This window comes from Burkholderia ubonensis, assembly GCF_001718695.1.
GTDB lineage: Bacteria > Pseudomonadota > Gammaproteobacteria > Burkholderiales > Burkholderiaceae > Burkholderia > Burkholderia ubonensis_B.
On record NZ_CP013420.1, the window covers coordinates 162,081 to 180,332 of the forward strand.

The 18,252-nt window shown below is 65.7% G+C and carries 17 protein-coding genes, 1 tRNA gene and 1 pseudogene; 16 read left to right on the forward strand and 3 right to left on the reverse strand.

Translation table 11 applies throughout. The features are described from left to right. Positions 1-32: 32 nt before the first annotated feature. The 5 genes from ilvN (at position 33) to WJ35_RS00765 (ending at position 5,149) form a co-directional block, all read left to right on the forward strand. The gene (ilvN, locus tag WJ35_RS00745) at positions 33-524 is read left to right on the forward strand and encodes an acetolactate synthase small subunit (RefSeq protein WP_006398781.1); all 492 of its coding nucleotides are present in this window, start codon (positions 33-35) and stop codon (positions 522-524) included. 95 nt (positions 525-619) lie between these two features. Next, positions 620-1,636, forward strand: a complete 1,017-nt coding sequence (ilvC, locus tag WJ35_RS00750; RefSeq protein WP_010091177.1) for a ketol-acid reductoisomerase — start codon at positions 620-622, stop codon at positions 1,634-1,636. Positions 1,637-1,774: 138 nt separating this feature from the next. Further along, the gene (locus tag WJ35_RS00755) at positions 1,775-2,419 is read left to right on the forward strand and encodes a phosphatidylserine decarboxylase (protein ID WP_042585925.1); all 645 of its coding nucleotides are present in this window, start codon (positions 1,775-1,777) and stop codon (positions 2,417-2,419) included. 15 nt (positions 2,420-2,434) lie between these two features. Then, complete coding sequence (pssA, locus tag WJ35_RS00760) at positions 2,435-3,301, forward strand: CDP-diacylglycerol--serine O-phosphatidyltransferase (protein WP_010091179.1); 867 nt, start codon at positions 2,435-2,437, stop codon at positions 3,299-3,301. Between the two features lie 303 nt (positions 3,302-3,604). Next, complete coding sequence (locus WJ35_RS00765) at positions 3,605-5,149, forward strand: 2-isopropylmalate synthase (protein WP_059647494.1); 1,545 nt, start codon at positions 3,605-3,607, stop codon at positions 5,147-5,149. Between the two features lie 71 nt (positions 5,150-5,220). Here WJ35_RS00765 and WJ35_RS00770 read toward each other — a convergent pair whose 3' ends face one another. From WJ35_RS00770 to WJ35_RS00780, 3 genes and pseudogenes are all read right to left on the reverse strand, one after another. Then, the gene (locus WJ35_RS00770) at positions 5,221-6,771 is read right to left on the reverse strand and encodes a SulP family inorganic anion transporter (RefSeq protein WP_069238608.1); all 1,551 of its coding nucleotides are present in this window, start codon (positions 6,769-6,771) and stop codon (positions 5,221-5,223) included. A gap of 38 nt (positions 6,772-6,809) precedes the next feature. Next, positions 6,810-7,454: a carbonic anhydrase gene (locus WJ35_RS00775; RefSeq protein WP_069238609.1), complete on the reverse strand. Its 645-nt coding sequence runs from the start codon at positions 7,452-7,454 to the stop codon at positions 6,810-6,812. 380 nt (positions 7,455-7,834) lie between these two features. Further along, a pseudogene (locus WJ35_RS00780) lies at positions 7,835-8,349 on the reverse strand (hypothetical protein). Positions 8,350-8,529: 180 nt separating this feature from the next. On the opposite strand from WJ35_RS00780, the gene WJ35_RS00785 reads away from it, so the two are divergent. From WJ35_RS00785 to WJ35_RS00835, 11 genes are all read left to right on the forward strand, one after another. Continuing rightward, positions 8,530-9,789 (forward strand): branched-chain amino acid ABC transporter substrate-binding protein, encoded by a 1,260-nt coding sequence (locus WJ35_RS00785; protein WP_069238610.1) that lies wholly within the window; start codon positions 8,530-8,532, stop codon positions 9,787-9,789. Between the two features lie 105 nt (positions 9,790-9,894). Further along, entirely contained in the window at positions 9,895-10,164 is a 270-nt protein-coding gene (gene rpsO / locus WJ35_RS00790) for a 30S ribosomal protein S15 (RefSeq protein WP_006398792.1), read from the forward strand. A 291-nt stretch (positions 10,165-10,455) separates the two neighbouring features. After that, on the forward strand, positions 10,456-12,603 hold the full coding sequence (gene pnp / locus WJ35_RS00795) for a polyribonucleotide nucleotidyltransferase (protein ID WP_060231932.1): 2,148 nt from the start codon (positions 10,456-10,458) through the stop codon (positions 12,601-12,603). Positions 12,604-12,715: 112 nt separating this feature from the next. Beyond that, entirely contained in the window at positions 12,716-13,735 is a 1,020-nt protein-coding gene (locus WJ35_RS00800; protein WP_060231929.1) for an NAD(P)H-quinone oxidoreductase, read from the forward strand. Positions 13,736-13,888: 153 nt separating this feature from the next. After that, complete coding sequence (tpiA, locus tag WJ35_RS00805) at positions 13,889-14,644, forward strand: triose-phosphate isomerase (protein WP_060231926.1); 756 nt, start codon at positions 13,889-13,891, stop codon at positions 14,642-14,644. A 75-nt stretch (positions 14,645-14,719) separates the two neighbouring features. Next, entirely contained in the window at positions 14,720-15,097 is a 378-nt protein-coding gene (secG, locus tag WJ35_RS00810) for a preprotein translocase subunit SecG (RefSeq protein WP_059726210.1), read from the forward strand. A 111-nt stretch (positions 15,098-15,208) separates the two neighbouring features. Continuing rightward, positions 15,209-15,293 (forward strand) — tRNA-Leu (locus tag WJ35_RS00815). A 156-nt stretch (positions 15,294-15,449) separates the two neighbouring features. Beyond that, the gene (locus WJ35_RS00820; RefSeq protein WP_010091191.1) at positions 15,450-15,809 is read left to right on the forward strand and encodes an NADH-quinone oxidoreductase subunit A; all 360 of its coding nucleotides are present in this window, start codon (positions 15,450-15,452) and stop codon (positions 15,807-15,809) included. A gap of 62 nt (positions 15,810-15,871) precedes the next feature. Beyond that, positions 15,872-16,351 carry a NuoB/complex I 20 kDa subunit family protein gene (locus WJ35_RS00825; RefSeq protein WP_006398799.1) on the forward strand — a complete coding sequence of 160 codons (480 nt, stop codon included), beginning with the start codon at positions 15,872-15,874 and terminating at the stop codon, positions 16,349-16,351. Positions 16,352-16,374: 23 nt separating this feature from the next. Further along, positions 16,375-16,977 (forward strand): NADH-quinone oxidoreductase subunit C, encoded by a 603-nt coding sequence (locus tag WJ35_RS00830; RefSeq protein ID WP_010091192.1) that lies wholly within the window; start codon positions 16,375-16,377, stop codon positions 16,975-16,977. A 9-nt stretch (positions 16,978-16,986) separates the two neighbouring features. Further along, positions 16,987-18,240, forward strand: a complete 1,254-nt coding sequence (locus tag WJ35_RS00835) for an NADH-quinone oxidoreductase subunit D (protein ID WP_010091193.1) — start codon at positions 16,987-16,989, stop codon at positions 18,238-18,240. Positions 18,241-18,252 lie beyond the last annotated feature (12 nt).

The following is an 18,252-nucleotide window of genomic DNA, read 5'->3' on the forward strand; positions in this document are numbered from 1 at the left end:
AACGACACGGACACATTCTGGAAGAAGCGAACATGAGACACATCATTTCCGTCCTGCTGGAAAACGAACCGGGCGCGCTGTCGCGCGTGGTCGGCCTGTTTTCCGCTCGCGGCTACAACATCGAAACCTTGACGGTGGCGCCGACCGAAGACCAATCGCTGTCGCGGCTCACCATCGTTTCCATCGGCTCCGACGACGTGATCGAACAGATCACGAAGCATCTGAACCGCCTGATCGAGGTGGTGAAAGTGGTGGACCTGACCGACGGTGCACACATCGAACGCGAGCTGATGCTGATCAAGGTACGTGCAGTGGGCAAGGAGCGCGAAGAGATGAAGCGGATGTCGGATATTTTCCGGGGCCGCATCATCGACGTGACCGAAAAGACCTACACGATCGAATTGACGGGCGCGAGCGACAAGCTCGACGCATTCATCCAGGGGCTGGACGCGGGCGCGATCCTCGAGACCGTGCGCACCGGCAGCTCCGGCATCGGACGCGGCGAGCGCATCCTGAAGGTGTGATGCCGAACAGGCACGCCGGGTGCGCCGTCATGTCCCGGCCCGCAGTACTCCATCTGAACGAATTGTTGAATTTTTGAATTAGCGAAGGAACCATCATGAACGTTTTCTACGACAAAGACGCCGACCTCTCCCTCATCAAGGGCAAGCAAGTCACGATCATCGGCTACGGCTCGCAAGGCCACGCCCACGCGCTGAACCTGAAGGACAGCGGCGTGAACGTGACGGTCGGCCTGCGTAAGGGCGGCGCGTCGTGGAGCAAGGCCGAGAACGCCGGCCTCGCGGTCAAGGAAGTCGCGGAAGCGGTGAAGGGCGCGGACGTCGTGATGATGCTGCTGCCGGACGAGCAGATCGCCGACGTGTACGCGAAGGAAGTGCACGCGAACATCAAGGAAGGCGCGGCGCTGGCGTTCGCGCACGGCTTCAACGTCCACTACGGCCAGGTGATCCCGCGCGCCGACCTCGACGTGATCATGATCGCGCCGAAGGCGCCGGGCCACACGGTGCGCGGCACGTACTCGCAGGGCGGCGGCGTGCCGCACCTGATCGCGGTTGCGCAGAACAAGTCGGGCGCGGCGCGCGACATCGCGCTGTCGTACGCGGCGGCGAACGGCGGCGGCCGTGCGGGCATCATCGAGACGAACTTCCGTGAAGAAACCGAAACCGACCTGTTCGGCGAGCAGGCCGTGCTGTGCGGCGGCACCGTCGAGCTGATCAAGGCCGGCTTCGAGACGCTGGTCGAAGCGGGCTACGCGCCGGAAATGGCGTACTTCGAGTGCCTGCACGAACTGAAGCTGATCGTCGACCTGATCTACGAAGGCGGCATCGCGAACATGAACTACTCGATCTCGAACAACGCCGAATACGGCGAGTACGTGACGGGCCCGCGCGTCGTGACGGAAGAGACGAAGAAGGCGATGAAGCAGTGCCTGACCGACATCCAGACCGGCGAGTACGCAAAGAGCTTCATTCTCGAGAACAAGGCCGGCGCACCCACGCTGCAGTCGCGCCGCCGCCTGACGGCCGAGCACCAGATCGAGCAGGTCGGCGCGAAGCTGCGCGCGATGATGCCGTGGATCGCGAAGAACAAGCTCGTCGACCAGTCGAAGAACTAAGCACGGACTGAGCAACAAGCGCTGTTCCGGCCCTTCGAGAGGAGGGTCGGTAGCAAAAAGCCGCCCGAAGGCAGCAGTGCCCCGGGCGGCTTTTGCTATCCTACGGGCTTTGCAATTCACCGAACACAGAACGAATCCATGAACTATCCTCATCCGATCATCGCGCGCGAAGGCTGGCCGTTCATCGCGATTGCAGCCGTCATCGCGCTGTTGATCCATGCCGTCGGGGGCTTCGGCTTCGCGTGGCCGTTCTGGCTGCTGCTCGTCTTCGTCGTCCAGTTCTTCCGCGATCCGCAGCGCCCGATCCCGGCGCAGCCGAACGCGGTGCTGTGCCCGGCCGACGGCCGCATCGTCGCGGTCGAGACCGCGCAGGATCCGTATGCGAACCGCGAAGCGCTGAAGATCAGCGTGTTCATGAATGTCTTCAACGTCCACTCGCAGCGTTCGCCGGTGGACGGCGCCGTGACCAAGGTCGAGTACTTCCCGGGCGCGTTCCTGAACGCGGCGATCGACAAGGCGTCGACCGAGAACGAGCGCAATGCGGTCGTGATCCAGACGGCGAGCGGCAAGACTGTCACCGCGGTGCAGATCGCGGGCCTCGTCGCGCGCCGCATCCTGTGCTACGTGCGCGCCGGCGAGCCGCTGTCGCGCGGCCAGCGCTACGGCTTCATCCGCTTCGGTTCGCGCGTCGACGTGTACCTGCCGCTCGGCAGCCGCGCGAAGGTGTCGATCGGCGAGAAGGTCTACGCGTCGTCGACGATCCTCGCCGAGCTGGAACAGTAAGCGGCGGGGCGCACGATGGCCGCATTCAAACCGCGCCGGCCGCGCAATGGCACCCTGCGGCCGTTCCGCCGCAACAAGTCGGTCGCGCCCGACCCGGCGCCGATCGTCGAGAGCCGCCGCGCGAAGCGCCAGCAGTTCCTGAAGACGCGCGGCATCTACCTGCTGCCGAACGCGTTCACCACGGCCGCGCTGTTCTGCGGGTTCTTCGCGGTGGTGCAGGCGATGAACGTGCGCTTCGAGATCGCCGCGATCGCGATCTTCGCGGCGATGGTGCTCGACGGGATGGACGGGCGGGTCGCGCGCATGACGCATACGCAGAGCGCGTTCGGCGAGCAGTTCGACAGCCTGTCCGACATGGTGTCGTTCGGCGTCGCGCCGGCGCTCGTGATGTACGAGTGGGTGCTGAAGGACCTCGGCCGCTGGGGCTGGCTCGCCGCGTTCGTCTACTGCTCGGGCGCCGCGCTGCGCCTCGCGCGCTTCAACGCGAACATCGGGGTGGTCGACAAGCGCTTCTTCCAGGGGCTGCCGAGCCCGGCCGCCGCGGCGCTGATCGCCGGCTTCGTGTGGCTCGCGACCGACAACCGCGTGCCGATGAAGCTCGGCTGGCTGCCGTGGGTCGCGTTCGTGCTGACCATCTATGCCGGCGTGACGATGGTGTCGAACGCGCCGTTCTACAGCGGCAAGGCGCTCGACGTGCGTCACCGCGTGCCGTTCGCGGCGACCCTGCTGGTCGTCGTCGCGTTCGTGCTCGTGTCGTCCGATCCGCCGCTGATGCTGTTCTGCCTGTTCGTGCTGTACGGGCTGTCCGGCTACGCGTTCTGGGCGTACATGGCGGTGCGCGGGCGTCCGAATCCGGCGCGCTCGTCGCAGCGCGAGCATTGACGCGCGACACGTTCCGAAACGGCGGCCTGCGGGCCGTCGTTTTTCATGTGCCCCTTTTTCCACTCGCGCTTCGGGCGTCGTCCGATTGCGCGGTCTGCCGAATGCCGCTATAGTCGTCGGCATGACTGCATTTTCCCGCCTCTCCCTCCTTCTAGCCGGTGCGCCGCTACGCGCGCTAGCGCTAGCGCGCCTGCCGCGCTGACCGTTTTCGCCCCCCGTCCAGGCTCGTCTGTCGTTCAGCGTCGCCAGCGGTGGCGCGAATCCATCTCGTTGTACCCCCGAACAAAGAGCCTTGGAGCCCCCATGACAGACAAGCTGATCATTTTCGATACGACGTTGCGTGACGGTGAACAGTCGCCCGGCGCGTCGATGACGAAGGAAGAGAAGATCCGGATCGCGAAGCATCTCGAACGGATGAAGGTCGACGTGATCGAGGCCGGCTTCGCCGCCAGCTCGAACGGCGACTTCGACGCGATCCACACGATCGCGGGCCTCGTGAAGGACAGCACGATCTGCTCGCTGGCGCGGGCGAACGACAAGGACATCCAGCGTGCAGCCGACGCGCTGAAGCCGGCGAACAGCTTCCGGATCCACACGTTCATCGCGACGTCGCCGCTGCACATGGAAAAGAAGCTGCGCATGACGCCGGACCAGGTGTTCGAGCAGGCGCGCCTCGCGGTACGTTTCGCGCGCAAGTTCACCGACAACGTCGAATTCTCGCCGGAAGACGGCAGCCGCTCGGACATGGACTTCCTCTGCCGCGTGCTGGAAGCCGTGATCGCGGAGGGCGCGACGACGATCAACATCGCCGATACGGTCGGCTACGGCGTGCCGGAACTGTACGGCAACCTCGTGAAGACGCTGCGCGAGCGCATCCCGAACTCGGATAAGGCGATCTTCTCGGTGCATTGCCACAACGACCTCGGGATGGCGGTCGCGAACTCGCTCGCCGGCGTGAAGATCGGCGGCGCGCGCCAGGTCGAATGCACGATCAACGGTCTCGGCGAGCGCGCGGGCAACACGTCGCTCGAGGAAATCGTGATGGCCGTGAAGACCCGCAAGGACTATTTCGGCCTCGACGTCGGCATCGACACGACGCAGATCGTGCCGACCTCGAAGCTCGTGTCGCAGATCACCGGCTTCGTCGTGCAGCCGAACAAGGCGGTGGTCGGCGCGAACGCGTTCGCGCACGCGTCCGGCATCCACCAGGACGGCGTGCTGAAGGCGCGCGACACGTACGAGATCATGCGTGCGGAAGACGTGGGCTGGACCGCCAACAAGATCGTGCTCGGCAAGCTGTCGGGCCGCAATGCGTTCAAGCAGCGCCTGCAGGAGCTCGGCATCGCGCTCGACAGCGAAGCGGACCTGAACGCCGCGTTCATGCGCTTCAAGGATCTGGCCGACCGCAAGGCGGAAATCTTCGACGAAGACATCATCGCGATCGTGTCCGAGGAAGCCGCGCAGGCGGCCGAGCAGGAGCACTTCAGGTTCGTGTCGCTCGCGCAGCATTCCGAGACGGGCGAGCAGCCGCACGCGAAGGTCGTGTTCGCGGTCGACGGCAAGGAAGTGACCGGCGAGGCGCGCGGCAACGGCCCGGTCGACGCGACGTTCAATGCGATCGAAGGCGAAGTCGGCAGCGGTTCCGAGCTGCTGCTGTACTCGGTCAACGCCATCACGACCGGCACGCAGGCGCAGGGCGAAGTGACGGTGCGCCTGTCGAAGAGCGGGCGGATCGTCAACGGTGTCGGCACCGATCCGGATATCGTCGCGGCATCCGCCAAAGCGTACATTTCGGCGCTGAACAAGCTGCACGCGAAGGACGACAAGGTGAATCCGCAGCGCTCGTAAGCGCGTCGCGCGCGATCGAAGCGCCCCGTGCGGCTCCACGCCGCCGGGGCGTTTTTTCATTCCGCGCCCGCTCACTCCGCAGCGGGCGAGCGGAATTGCCAGCGCCGCGCGGCAGCGCGAGGCGGCGGGCACGGCCGGCGGAATTCGACCGCGATCCCGCGCTGCGGCGCGTCGGCGATGAACGCGTCGAGCAGTTCGAGCACGTCGTGGTCGATGTAGTCGGCGCGCGTCGCGTCGATGATCACCGCCGCGCGGTCCGGAATGTGCCGCAGGTGGTGCTTGACCTGCACCTTGCCGAGGAACGACACGTCCTTGCGGAACGACAGCAGGAAGTGGTCGTCATGCTGCGCGAGCGTGACCGGGCTCCTCAGGTTCGCGACGGCGACCGTGAGGACGCTGCAAGCGAGGCCGAGCGCGATGCCGAACAGCAGGTCGACGGCGAGCACGCCGGCGATCGTCGCGATGAACGGCGCGAACGCGGCCGGGCCCTGTTTCGCGACCGAGCGGAACAGCGCCGGCTTGGCGAGCTTGAAGCCGGTGTGGATCAGGATCGCCGCGAGGCTCGCGAGCGGGATCAGGTTGATGAGGCCCGTGAGCGCGAACACGCTGACGAGCAGCAGCACGCCGTGCACGATCGCCGACAGCCGGCTTTGCGCGCCCGCGTTGACGTTGACCGAGCTGCGCACGATCACCGACGTGATCGGCAGTCCACCCATCGCGCCGGCGACGAGATTGCCGACGCCTTGCGCCTTCAGTTCGCGGTCAGGCTGGGTCTGCCGGCGCTTCGGATCGATCTGCTCGACCGCTTCGAGGCTCAGCAGCGTTTCGAGGCTCGCGACGATCGCCAGCGTGATCGCGACCCGCCAGACGTCCGGATTGACCAGCTGCGCGAAATTGGGGCCGAGTTCCGCATGCTTGAGCGATGCCGCGAACGCCGCAAACGACGCGAGCTCAGGCAGCGCGACCCGGTGCGCGGCGCCGGGCGCGAGCGCGGGCGCCAGCGCGCCGAGCACGAGCGTCGCGCCGATGCCGAGCGCAACGACCGCGAGCGGCGCCGGTACCGCGCGCACGATCGCGAAACGGCGCAGCGCGGGCCACTCCCACGCGACCAGCAGCGCGAGCGACGCGAGCGCGATGGCGGTTGCCGCCCACGCGGTCGGCAGCGCCATCCACGAGCCAAGCGCTGGTGAGCCCGCGCCGCCGATGCCGAGTGCGAACGGGATCTGCTTGACGATCAGCAGCAGCCCGATCGCCGCCAGCATGCCCTTGATGACGGGGGACGGCACGTAGGCCGCGAAGCGGCCGGCGCGCAGCATGCCGAAGCCGAATTGCAGGATGCCGGACAGCAGCACGGCGAGCAGGAACGCCGGGAAGCTGCCGAGTTGCGCAATGCCTTCGACGACGATCACGACGAGCCCGGCGGCGGGGCCGCTGACGGACAGCGACGAGCCGCTCAGGAGCGCGACGACGAGTCCGCCGACGATGCCGGACACGAGTCCGGCGAACGGCTCGACGCCGGACGCATTGGCGATGCCGAGACACAGCGGCAGCGCGACGAGGAAGACGACGATGCCGGCGATGATGTCGCGCGGCAGCAGGGACAGACGCTCGTTCAGTTTCATGATGAGGGCGATGTCATTGGCGTGGAAGAAGGCGCGGATCAGCCGACTGCCGCGGCCGTGGCGGCGTGCTCGAGGTCGGATTCGGCCGGCTCGGGCGCCGTATAGCCGGAATCCAGCTCCTTGAGGCGGCCGTCGGCGAGCGAAAAGATCCAGCCGTGCACGAGCGGCGGCGGTTCGCGGTCGCGCACGATCGGCGATGCGCGCAGCAGCCGGACCTGTTCGAGCACGTTCAGCTCGGCCAGGCGGTCGGCGGCGGCCGTGTCGTCGAGCCCGGCCAGCGCGCCGCGATGGCGGTGCGCGAGCGCGCACAGCGGCGCGATGCGGCGCGCGACGTGCGGCAGATCGGCGGGCGGCGGCAGCAGCGACGCGCGCACGCCGCCGCAGCCGTAGTGCCCGCAGACGATCACGTGATCGACCTCGAGCACGCGCACCGCGTACTCGAGCACGCTGGCGCTGTTGTCGTCATCGGGCTGGAACAGGTTCGCGATGTTGCGGTGGACGAACAGGTCGCCGGGCGCGCAATGCGTGATGGTCTCGGCCGGCACGCGGCTGTCCGAGCAGCCGATCCACAGCACGCGCGGATTCTGGCCGCGCGCGAGCGCGTCGAAGAAGCCGGGCGTGCGTTCGCGCGTTTCGCGGGCCCAGGCGATGTTGGCGACCAGCATGCTCTTGGGGCGATTCATGAGGACTCCTTTTTGATGAAAGCAAATGAAAATCCATCGAAACGGACGGATTAGGATGCTTTCTGAACTGAAAGGTTCAATTTCGGCCGATATTAGGGGTATGCCCTAGATCAAGGGGGCAATGAAACAAATTGTTTCAAATTAAATCGAGATAGTGCATGGGTTGCACCAGCTTGAGGCATTCGATGCATCGCCGATGCAATTTCTCCGGGAGCTATGTGCGGCGGGGGATTCCGGTTAATAGTTATTGAGTTTCATTGGTCCGGAAAGGATTGCCGCTCTATTTTGAGATTAAATAGGGTGGCGGTAAAAAAGAAAGGCCATTCTCGCAATAATTCGTGAATGGCCGTTGCGGAAATGCGCTGGAATCGCGCGCGCGCTCAGAAAAGATTGCGGCGATCGGGATCGTGCAGCGGATCGGGGGTTTTCTGCGTGAGTCGCAGGATGCCCTGGCTGTCGAAATAGAAGCTGTACATCATGTACCAGACGTTGTCCTCGAGGTAGCGGTAGGTCCACGCCTCGCGCTTCATCAGCGGAAAGTAGGACGTCTCGACCGGACGGCCGAAATTGACGAGGACGTCGGTCTTGGTCCACTTGCCGATTTCCGCGCGGTAGAACTCGTTCGGCTGCAGCACCTGCCGAACGTTGACGATCTTGCCCCGGACCCGTCGACGTCGGCCGCGACCGTGATCTCACCCATCGGCTGGGTGGGCCACATCAGGCGCTTGCCGCCGCCGGGCAGGTCGTAGATTTCGCGCGGCGGGCCCATGCGCGCGACGATCGCCGACTGGTCCTGGCCGGCCTGATATTGCTGCCACGGCTGCGCGCAACCGGCGAACAGCGCCGCCACGCAGGCGAGCAGCACCGGCAGGCGCATGGGAATGCGAATGCGCATGGGTTTCTCCAGAACTCGCTAACCGTTCAGTTGTATCACGGACCGCGCGTGCCCGCGCACGCGCGCGCAAAAATCGGTGCGGATCGCCGGCCGGCGCCGCGTCGCGCGATGCTTGCGGGCGGCGGCGCGGGCGGCCTATGATCCGCGCTTTCCCCGGACAGATTCAGCGGCAGGTAACGGATGCAATCATGGAAGCGATGGGCGCTCGCGTGGAGCGCCGGATGGATGCTGGCGTCGTGCGCGCAGGCGGCAGGCGAGCCGGTGCGCATCGCGCTGATCGAAGGCATGTCGGGCCCGTTCGCGAACGCGGGCGCCGCGGTCGAGCGCAACCTGCGGTTCGGCGTCGAGCGGGTCAATGCGGCCGGCGGTGTGAAGCTGCGCGACGGCGCGCATCCGCTCGAGCTCGTCGTGCTCGACAGCAAGGGCAGCCCGGAAGAGGCGCTGGTGCAACTGCGCGCAGCGGCGGACCGGCGTGTCGGCTTCGTCGCGCAAGGCAACAGCTCGGCCGTTGCGGCCGCGCTGGTCGCGGCGCTCGACAAGCAGAACGCCCGCAACCCGGACGCCCGGATGCTGTTCCTCAATTACTCGGCCGACGACCCGGCGCTGACGGGTGAGCGCTGCAGCTTTTGGCACTTCCGGTTCGACGCGCACGCGGGGATGCGGATGGCGGCGCTCGCCGACGTGATGGCGCGCGATCGCGCGCTGCGCAAGGTCTACCTGCTGAACCAGGACTACAGCTTCGGACATGACGTCAGCATGCTCGCGCGCCAGGCGCTGGCCGCGCGGCGGCCGGACGTGGCGGTGGCCGGCGACGAATTCCATCCGATCGGACGCATCAAGGATTTCGCGCCGTATGTCGCGAAGATCCGCGCGAGCGGCGCGGACGCCGTCGTGACCGGCAACTGGGGCAACGACCTGACGCTGCTCGTCAAGGCCGCGCGCGAGCAGGGCCTGAACGCGAAGTTCTACACGTTCTACGGCAACAGCCTGGGCGCGCCGGCGGCGCTCGGCGATGCGGGCGTCGGGCGGGTCGTGGCGGTCGCCGACTGGCATCCGAACGCGGGCGGCGCGAGGTCGGACGCGTTCTACCGCGCGTTCCGGACCCGCTTCCCGGCCGCGCAGGACGATTACCCGGTGCTGCGGATGAGCCTGATGATCGAGATGGTGGCGGCGGCCATGAGCCGCGCCGGCTCGGCCGATCCGGTGGCGGTCGCGCGCGCGCTCGAGGGCCTGTCGTTCGATAACGGCTTCCACGCGTCGCGGATGCGCGCGCAGGACCACCAGTTGATCCAGCCCCTTTACGTGATGGAAATGGACAAGGCCGGCACGCCGGGCGTGCGCTTCGACAACGAGGGTTCGGCCTACGGCTTTCGCACGGTGCTGGCGGTCCCGCCGCCGCAGACGGACGCGCCGTCGACGTGCACGATGACGCGTCCGTGACAAAGCGGTTCGGATCGTTGCGGAGTTGTGCTAGAATGCGGGCCGGTTGTAATCACGGCACGGCCATTCTTCCGTGTCCGCCTGTTCAGTTAGAAAGGAAATCAAATGTCTGTCGCAGATATCAAGAAGTCGGAAGTCGTTGCTCAGTTCGCACGTGGCACCAATGACACGGGTTCGCCCGAAGTGCAGGTCGCACTGCTGACCGCACGCATCGTGGAACTCACGGGTCACTTCAAGACCCATGCGAAGGATCACCACAGCCGCCGCGGCCTGCTGCGCATGGTGAGCCGCCGCCGCAAGCTGCTCGACTACCTCAAGGGCAAGGATGCCGACCGTTACCGCGCACTGATCGAGAAGCTGGGTCTGCGTAAGTAATCGGCGCGATTGCCGCCATCAAGATGCCTGTGTCAGTGCGCTGATACAGGCATTTTGTTTTTGCACGGTGCGTAGCGTCGCGCGCACCGCGGGTCGTCCGGCCGTCCAGCGCCGGGCTGCCCGAACGGCCGATACCGGGGTCAGGATTTGTGTCATTCCAGCGCGGCGCTGCATGCGCGCCGCGCTGGAATGGCATAAAAAACACACCTTGCTCCGGGTGAATCGGCCGGGACGCCGCCGCAACGGTCCGCCGGCGCGGCGAATGTCATGAACGAATCCAAAGGAGCAACCATGTCCATGTTCAACAAGGTCGTGAAGGAATTCCAGTGGGGCCAGCACAAGGTGCGCCTCGAAACCGGTGAAATCGCCCGCCAGGCGAGCGGCGCCGTGATCGTCGACGTCGAAGACACCGTCGTGCTCGCGACCGTCGTCGGCGCGAAGTCGGCGAAGCCGGGCCAGGATTTCTTCCCGCTGACCGTCGACTACATCGAAAAGACCTACTCGGCCGGCAAGATTCCGGGCGGCTTCTTCCGCCGCGAAGGCCGTCCTTCGGAGCACGAGACGCTGACGTCGCGCCTGATCGACCGTCCGCTGCGCCCGCTGTTCCCGGAAGGCTTCTACAACGAAGTGCAGGTCGTGATCCACGTGCTGTCCGTGAACCCGGACATCCCGGCGGACATCCCGGCGCTGATCGGCGCATCGGCGGCGCTCGCCGTGTCGGGCCTGCCGTTCAACGGCCCGGTCGGCGCGGCGCGCGTGGCCTACATCGACAACGCGTACGTGCTGAACCCGACGCGTGACCAGATCAAGGCGTCGAGCCTCGACCTCGTCGTCGCGGGTACGGAACGTGCGGTGCTGATGGTCGAGTCGGAAGCCGACCAGCTGTCGGAAGATGTGATGCTGGGCGCCGTGGTGTTCGGCCACGAGCAGATGCAGATCGCGATCGACGCGATCCACGATCTGGTGCGCGACGGCGGCAAGCCCGAGTGGGACTGGCAGCCGGCGCCGAAGAACGAGGCGCTGATCGCACGCGTGACCGAGCTGGCGCAGAACGACCTGCTCGCCGCTTACCAGCTCCGCGACAAGCAGGCGCGCTCGGCGAAGCTGAAGGAAGTCTACGCGGCAACCTCGGCAAAGCTCGAGGAAGACGCGCTGGCGGCCGGTACGGTCGCGGCCGACAAGGCCACGGTCGGCAACGTGCTGTTCGACATCGAGGCGAAGATCGTTCGTTCGCAGATCCTGAACGGCGAGCCGCGCATCGACGGCCGCGACACGCGCACCGTGCGCCCGATCGAGATCCGCACCGGCGTGCTGCCGCGCACCCACGGCTCGGCGCTGTTCACGCGCGGCGAAACGCAGGCGCTCGTCGTCGCGACGCTCGGCACGAAGGGTGACGAGCAGATCATCGACGCGCTCGAAGGCGAATACCGCGAGCGCTTCATGCTCCACTACAACATGCCCCCGTTCGCGACCGGCGAAACGGGCCGCGTCGGCTCGCCGAAGCGTCGCGAAATCGGCCACGGCCGCCTCGCGAAGCGCGCGCTGGTCAAGTGCCTGCCGAGCGCCGACGAATTCGGCTACTCGATCCGCGTCGTGTCGGAAATCACCGAGTCGAACGGTTCGTCGTCGATGGCGTCGGTGTGCGGCGGCTGCCTCGCGCTGATGGACGCCGGCGTGCCGATGAAGGCGCACGTCGCGGGCATCGCGATGGGCCTGATCCTCGAAGGCAACAAGTTCGCGGTGCTGACCGACATCCTCGGCGACGAAGATCACCTCGGCGACATGGACTTCAAGGTCGCGGGCACCGAGCAAGGCGTGACCGCGCTGCAGATGGACATCAAGATCCAGGGCATCACGAAGGAAATCATGCAGGTCGCGCTCGCGCAGGCGAAGGAAGGCCGCATGCACATCCTCGGCAAGATGACGGCGGCGGTCTCCGGCGCGAACACGCAGCTGTCGGAATTCGCACCGCGCATGATCACGATCAAGATCAACCCGGAAAAGATCCGCGACGTGATCGGCAAGGGCGGTTCGGTGATCCGCGCGCTGACCGAAGAGACCGGCACGACGATCGACATCTCGGACGACGGCGTCGTGACGATCGCGAGCACGAACAGCGAAGGCATGGCCGAAGCGAAGAAGCGCATCGAGAACATCACGGCCGAGATCGAAGTCGGCCAGGTGTACGAAGGCACGGTGCTGAAGCTGCTCGATTTCGGCGCGATCGTGAACCTGCTGCCGGGCAAGGACGGCCTGCTGCACATCTCGGAAATCGTCAACGAGCGCGTGAAGGACATCAACGACTACCTGAAGGAAGGTCAGCAGGTCAAGGTCAAGGTGATCCAGACGGACGAGAAGGGGCGCGTGCGCCTGTCGGCGAAGGCGCTCCTGAACGAAGCGGCCGCAGCGTCGCAAACGGATACGCCGCCGCAGCAGTAAGCGGACGGGCATACGAACGGCCGGCTGCGCGAAAGCGCGCCGGCCGTTTTTTCTGTAGGATCGGACGCGTGTAACAGACGCGCAATCCGATCCCGATCCCGGAGCAAAGCTCATGAAAGCCATCGAAATCACCGAATTCGGCGCCCCCGACGTCCTGAAGCTCGCCGAGCGTCCGCGCCCCGAGCCGCAGCGCGGCGAAGTGCTGATCAAGGTGACGGCCTCCGGCGTCAACCGTCCGGACGTGTTCCAGCGCAAGGGCGCGTATGCGCCGCCGCCGGGTGCGTCGGATCTGCCGGGCCTCGAGGTCGCGGGCGAGATCGTCGGCGGCGATCTGTCCGATCCCGCGCTCAATCCGTTCGGCCTGAAGCTCGGCGACCGCGTGTGCGCGTTGCTGGCGGGCGGCGGCTATGCCGAATATGCGGTGGCGCCGCTGCCGCAGTGCCTGCCGGTGCCGGATGGCCTGACGGACATCGAGGCCGCGTCGCTGCCGGAGACGTACTTCACGGTGTGGAGCAACGTGTTCGACCGTGCACTGCTCGGCGCGGGCGAGGGCGGCGAGCAGGAGACGCTGCTCGTGCAGGGCGGCTCGAGCGGCATCGGCGTGACGGCGATCCAGCTCGCGCACGCACTCGGTTTCCGCGTGTTCGCGACGGCGGGCAGCGCCGACAAGTGCCGCGCGTGCGAAGCGCTCGGCGCGGAGCGCGCGATCAACTACAAGACCGAGGATTTCGTCGAGGTCGTGAAGTCGCTGACGCACGATCGCGGCGTCGATGTGATTCTCGACATGGTCGCGGGCGCGTACGTGCCGCGCGAGCTGTCCGCGCTCGCGGATGGCGGCCGCCTCGTGCTGATCGCGCTGCTCGGCGGCGCGAAGGCCGAGATCAACCTGAACGAGATCCTGCGCCGCCGGCTGACGGTGACGGGCTCGACGCTGCGTCCGCGTCCGGTGGAGTTCAAGGCGCGCATCGCCGCGCAACTGAAGGCGCGCGTGTGGCCGCTGTTCGGCGAGGGTCGCATCAAGCCGGTGATCTACCGCGTGCTGCCGGCCGCGGAGGCCGCGCAGGCGCATGCGCTGATGGAAAGCGGCGAGCATATCGGCAAGATCATGCTCGATTGGGGTGCGAACAGCTGACCGGCCGGCCGCGCCTCGCCAACCACACTGGCCGGCCGTGCTTGACATGCGCGGTTTGACCGGTTCAAGCGCTGCGCAGTAAAATTGCGGGTTTGCTTCGCCAGATCAAACCTGACGGCCGGTCGCCGGCCTGTCGATGACGAGACAAACACGATGTCGAAACAGAGAACGAAGCGGGTGATCGGCAACTGGAAGATGCACGGCCGGCTGGCCGGCAACCAGGCGTTGCTGAACGAAGTGGTGCAGGGTGCAGGCTCGGTCGCGGCGGAAACGGCGATCGGCGTGTGCGTGCCGTTCCCGTACCTCGCGCAGGTTCAGGGGCAGCTCGACGGCGGCCGTATCGCGTGGGGCGCCCAGGACGTATCCGCGCACGAGCAGGGCGCGTTTACCGGTGAAGTGGCCGCGGCGATGGTCGCGGAATTCGGTGCGCGCTATGCGATTGTCGGCCATTCGGAGCGTCGCGCCTATCACGGCGAAAGCAGCGAGACGGTTGCGGCGAAGGCGCAGCGTGCGCTCGCGGCCGGGCTGACGCCCGTCGTGTGTGTCGGCGAGACGCTCGACGAGCGTGAGGCGGGCGCGACCGAGCAGGTCGTCGGCGCGCAGCTCGACGCCGTGCTTGCGGTGCTGACGGCCGACGAGGCCGTGCGCATCGTTGTCGCGTACGAGCCCGTCTGGGCGATCGGTACCGGCAAGAGCGCGACGTCGGCGCAGGCGCAGCAGGTGCATGCATTCCTGCGCGCGCGGCTCGCGGCGAAGGGTGCGGCGGACGTGTCGGTGCTGTACGGCGGCAGCGTGAAGCCGGACAATGCGGAAGAACTGTTCGCACAACCGGACATCGACGGCGGCCTGATCGGCGGCGCGTCGCTGAAGGCGGAAGATTTTCTGGCGATCTGCCGGGCCGCGCGTTGAGCGGGCCCGGATCGTATTGAACCATGACGGCGGCTGGCGCGAGCCGGTCGCCCGATACAAGCTCGGGTGGGTGAGATGCTGTATTTGAAAACGCTGATTATTGTGGTGCAGGTGCTGTCTGCGCTCGGTGTGATTGGTCTGGTGCTGCTCCAGCACGGCAAGGGCGCCGACATGGGCGCGGCGTTCGGCAGCGGCGCGTCGGGCAGCCTGTTCGGCGCGACGGGATCGGCGAACTTCCTGTCGCGCACGACTGGGGTGCTCGCGACGATTTTCTTCGTTGCGACGCTGGCGCTGACGTACCTCGGATCGTACAAGTCGACGCCGTCGGCCGGCGTTCTCGGCGCTGCGGCGACCGCGCCAGCATCGGCGCCGGCCGCGTCCGCGCCTGCTGTTGCGGCGTCCGCGGCTGCAGGTTCGGCCGCGCACGCGCCGGGTCAGGACGTCCCGAAATAAAAAGATAAATTTTTTTCGATTGTGCGTTGAACAATTCTGAAAGTCAGGTTAGAATTTAAGTCTTGAAGCGATTCGCGGGAAATAGCAGTTACAACCCGAGTTGCATGCAGTGCCGACGTGGTGAAATTGGTAGACACGCTATCTTGAGGGGGTAGTGGCGAAAGCTGTGCGAGTTCGAGTCTCGCCGTCGGCACCAAAGTTACTCAATGCCAGCCGCTTCTAGGGGCTGGCATTTTTCATTTCTGGGGTGCGACTTGCGGTTGTCTTGCGATCGCATGCAGTCCGAAATGATCCCTTCCGCCGGATGAATGTTATTCTCCGGACGCTCAGAACTAACCGATAGAGGATTGCCTTGAACCTCGCAGCCTATTACCCCGTCTTGTTGTTCCTTCTCGTGGGCACTGGTTTAGGTATAGCGCTGGTCAGCATCGGCAAGCTTCTCGGTCCCAACAGGCCCGACGTCGAAAAGAATGCGCCGTACGAGTGCGGCTTCGAAGCCTTCGAAGATGCGCGGATGAAGTTCGATGTCCGGTACTATCTCGTCGCCATCCTGTTCATCATCTTCGACCTCGAGACCGCGTTCCTGTTTCCGTGGGGCGTCGCGCTGCGCGACATCGGCTGGCCCGGGTTCATCGCAATGATGATTTTTCTGCTCGAATTCCTGCTGGGCTTTGCCTATATCTGGAAGAAAGGCGGCCTCGACTGGGAGTGATGGGCTAATCGCCGGTTTGCATGGGTGGCCACGCTCGGTCGCCCGTCTGGAGTGGAAAGCAAATGAGTATCGAAGGGGTCTTGAAGGAAGGGTTTGTCACCACTACGGCTGACAAGCTGATCAACTGGACGCGTACCGGCTCGCTGTGGCCGATGACGTTCGGGCTTGCGTGTTGCGCCGTCGAGATGATGCATGCGGGCGCGGCCCGCTACGATCTGGACCGGTTCGGGGTCGTGTTCCGCCCGAGTCCGCGCCAGTCGGACGTGATGATCGTCGCCGGCACGCTCTGCAACAAGATGGCGCCCGCGCTGCGCCGCGTCTACGACCAGATGGCCGAGCCGCGCTGGGTGATCTCGATGGGGTCGTGCGCGAACGGTGGCGGCTACTACCACTACTCGTATTCGGTGGTCCGGGGCTGCGACCGGATCGTTCCGGTCGACGTCTACGTGCCGGGCTGTCCGCCCACCGCCGAGGCGCTGGTCTACGGCGTGATCCAGCTGCAGGCAAAGATCCGTCGCACCAATACCATCGCCCGTCAATAAAAAGCCCCGAGCGTCCCCTCAATATGGCAAGCAAAATCGAGACCCTCAAGGCGAACCTCGAAGCCGCGCTCGGCGCGCGCGTGGTGAGCCTCACCGAAGCAGTCGGTGAACTGACGCTCGTCGTGAAGGCGAGTGATTACCTCGAAGTCGCAACGACGCTGCGCGACGATCCGAAGCTCCGTTTCGAGCAGCTGATCGACCTGTGCGGCCTCGACTACCAGACGTACGGCGACGGCGCGTACGACGGCCCGCGTTTCGCGGCCGTGTCGCACCTGCTGTCGGTGACGAACAACTGGCGCCTGCGCGTGCGCGTGTTCGCGCCGGACGACGATCTGCCGATCGTGCCGTCGGTCGTCGACATCTGGACCTCCGCGAACTGGTACGAGCGTGAAGCGTTCGACCTGTACGGCATCGTGTTCGAAGGCCACCCGGACCTGCGCCGCATCCTGACCGACTACGGCTTCATCGGCCATCCGTTCCGCAAGGACTTCCCGGTGTCGGGCTACGTCGAAATGCGCTACGACCCGGAAGAGAAGCGGGTCGTCTACCAGCCGGTGACGATCGAGCCGCGCGAAATCACGCCGCGCGTGATCCGCGAGGATCGCTATGGCGGTCTGAAACATTAAGAGGGCGTCATGGCAGACATCAAGAACTACACGCTCAACTTCGGCCCGCAGCACCCGGCAGCGCACGGCGTGCTGCGCCTCGTGCTCGAGCTCGACGGCGAAGTCATCCAGCGTGCCGATCCGCATATCGGCCTGCTGCACCGCGCGACCGAAAAGCTCGCGGAATCCAAGACCTTCATCCAGTCCGTGCCGTACATGGACCGTCTCGATTACGTGTCGATGATGGTCAACGAGCACGGCTACGTGCTCGCGATCGAGAAGCTGCTCGGCATCGACGTGCCGGAGCGCGCGCAGTACATCCGCGTGCTGTTCGACGAAATCACGCGCGTGCTGAACCACCTGATGTGGATCGGCGCGCACGCGCTCGACGTCGGCGCGATGGCGGTGTTCCTCTACGCGTTCCGCGAGCGTGAAGACCTGATGGACGTGTACGAAGCGGTGTCCGGCGCCCGGATGCACGCGGCGTACTACCGTCCGGGCGGCGTCTATCGCGATCTGCCTGACGCAATGCCGCAATACAAGGCGTCCAAGATCCGCAACGAGAAGGCGCTCGCGAAGATGAACGAGGCGCGCCAGGGCTCGGTGCTCGACTTCATCGACGATTTCTTCACGCGCTTCCCGAAGTGCGTCGATGAATACGAAACGCTCCTGACCGACAACCGGATCTGGAAGCAGCGTCTCGTCGGGATCGGCGTCGTCAGCCCGGAGCGTGCGCTGCAGATGGGCCTGACGGGCCCGATGCTGCGCGGCTCGGGCATCGCGTGGGACCTGCGCAAGAAGCAGCCGTACGAAGTGTACGACCGCCTCGACTTCGACATCCCGGTCGGCGTGAACGGCGACTGCTACGACCGCTACCTGGTGCGTGTCGAGGAAATGCGTCAATCGGTCCGCATCGCGAAACAATGTATTGAGTGGCTCCGCAAGAATCCGGGCCCTGTGATGACGGACAATCACAAGGTTGCGCCGCCGTCGCGCGTCGGCATGAAGACCAACATGGAGGACTTGATCCACCATTTCAAGCTCTTCACCGAAGGTTTTCACGTGCCGGAAGGCGAGGCGTATGCGGCGGTCGAGCACCCGAAGGGCGAATTCGGCATCTACCTCGTGTCGGACGGCGCGAACAAGCCGTACCGCCTGAAGATTCGCGCACCGGGCTTCGCGCATCTGGCGTCGCTCGACGAAATGGCGCGCGGTCACATGATCGCCGACGCCGTCACGATCATCGGTACACAGGACATCGTGTTCGGCGAGATCGATCGCTAATGGTTGCGCCGC

Excerpts from the sequence above, each read along its gene's own strand:
- pnp (WP_060231932.1), top strand. The coding sequence starts at position 10,456 with ATGTCCATGTTCAACAAGGTCGTGAAGGAATTCCAGTGGGGCCAGCAC.
- ilvC (WP_010091177.1), top strand. The coding sequence starts at position 620 with ATGAACGTTTTCTACGACAAAGACGCCGACCTCTCCCTCATCAAGGGC.
- ilvN (WP_006398781.1), top strand. The coding sequence starts at position 33 with ATGAGACACATCATTTCCGTCCTGCTGGAAAACGAACCGGGCGCGCTG.
- WJ35_RS00775 (WP_069238609.1), bottom strand. The coding sequence starts at position 7,454 with ATGAATCGCCCCAAGAGCATGCTGGTCGCCAACATCGCCTGGGCCCGC.
- WJ35_RS00800 (WP_060231929.1), top strand. The coding sequence starts at position 12,716 with ATGAAAGCCATCGAAATCACCGAATTCGGCGCCCCCGACGTCCTGAAG.
- rpsO (WP_006398792.1), top strand. The coding sequence starts at position 9,895 with ATGTCTGTCGCAGATATCAAGAAGTCGGAAGTCGTTGCTCAGTTCGCA.
- WJ35_RS00755 (WP_042585925.1), top strand. The coding sequence starts at position 1,775 with ATGAACTATCCTCATCCGATCATCGCGCGCGAAGGCTGGCCGTTCATC.
- secG (WP_059726210.1), top strand. The coding sequence starts at position 14,720 with ATGCTGTATTTGAAAACGCTGATTATTGTGGTGCAGGTGCTGTCTGCG.
- pssA (WP_010091179.1), top strand. The coding sequence starts at position 2,435 with ATGGCCGCATTCAAACCGCGCCGGCCGCGCAATGGCACCCTGCGGCCG.
- WJ35_RS00785 (WP_069238610.1), top strand. The coding sequence starts at position 8,530 with ATGCAATCATGGAAGCGATGGGCGCTCGCGTGGAGCGCCGGATGGATG.
- WJ35_RS00765 (WP_059647494.1), top strand. The coding sequence starts at position 3,605 with ATGACAGACAAGCTGATCATTTTCGATACGACGTTGCGTGACGGTGAA.
- WJ35_RS00770 (WP_069238608.1), bottom strand. The coding sequence starts at position 6,771 with ATGAAACTGAACGAGCGTCTGTCCCTGCTGCCGCGCGACATCATCGCC.
- WJ35_RS00825 (WP_006398799.1), top strand. The coding sequence starts at position 15,872 with ATGAGTATCGAAGGGGTCTTGAAGGAAGGGTTTGTCACCACTACGGCT.
- WJ35_RS00835 (WP_010091193.1), top strand. The coding sequence starts at position 16,987 with ATGGCAGACATCAAGAACTACACGCTCAACTTCGGCCCGCAGCACCCG.
- tpiA (WP_060231926.1), top strand. The coding sequence starts at position 13,889 with ATGTCGAAACAGAGAACGAAGCGGGTGATCGGCAACTGGAAGATGCAC.
- WJ35_RS00830 (WP_010091192.1), top strand. The coding sequence starts at position 16,375 with ATGGCAAGCAAAATCGAGACCCTCAAGGCGAACCTCGAAGCCGCGCTC.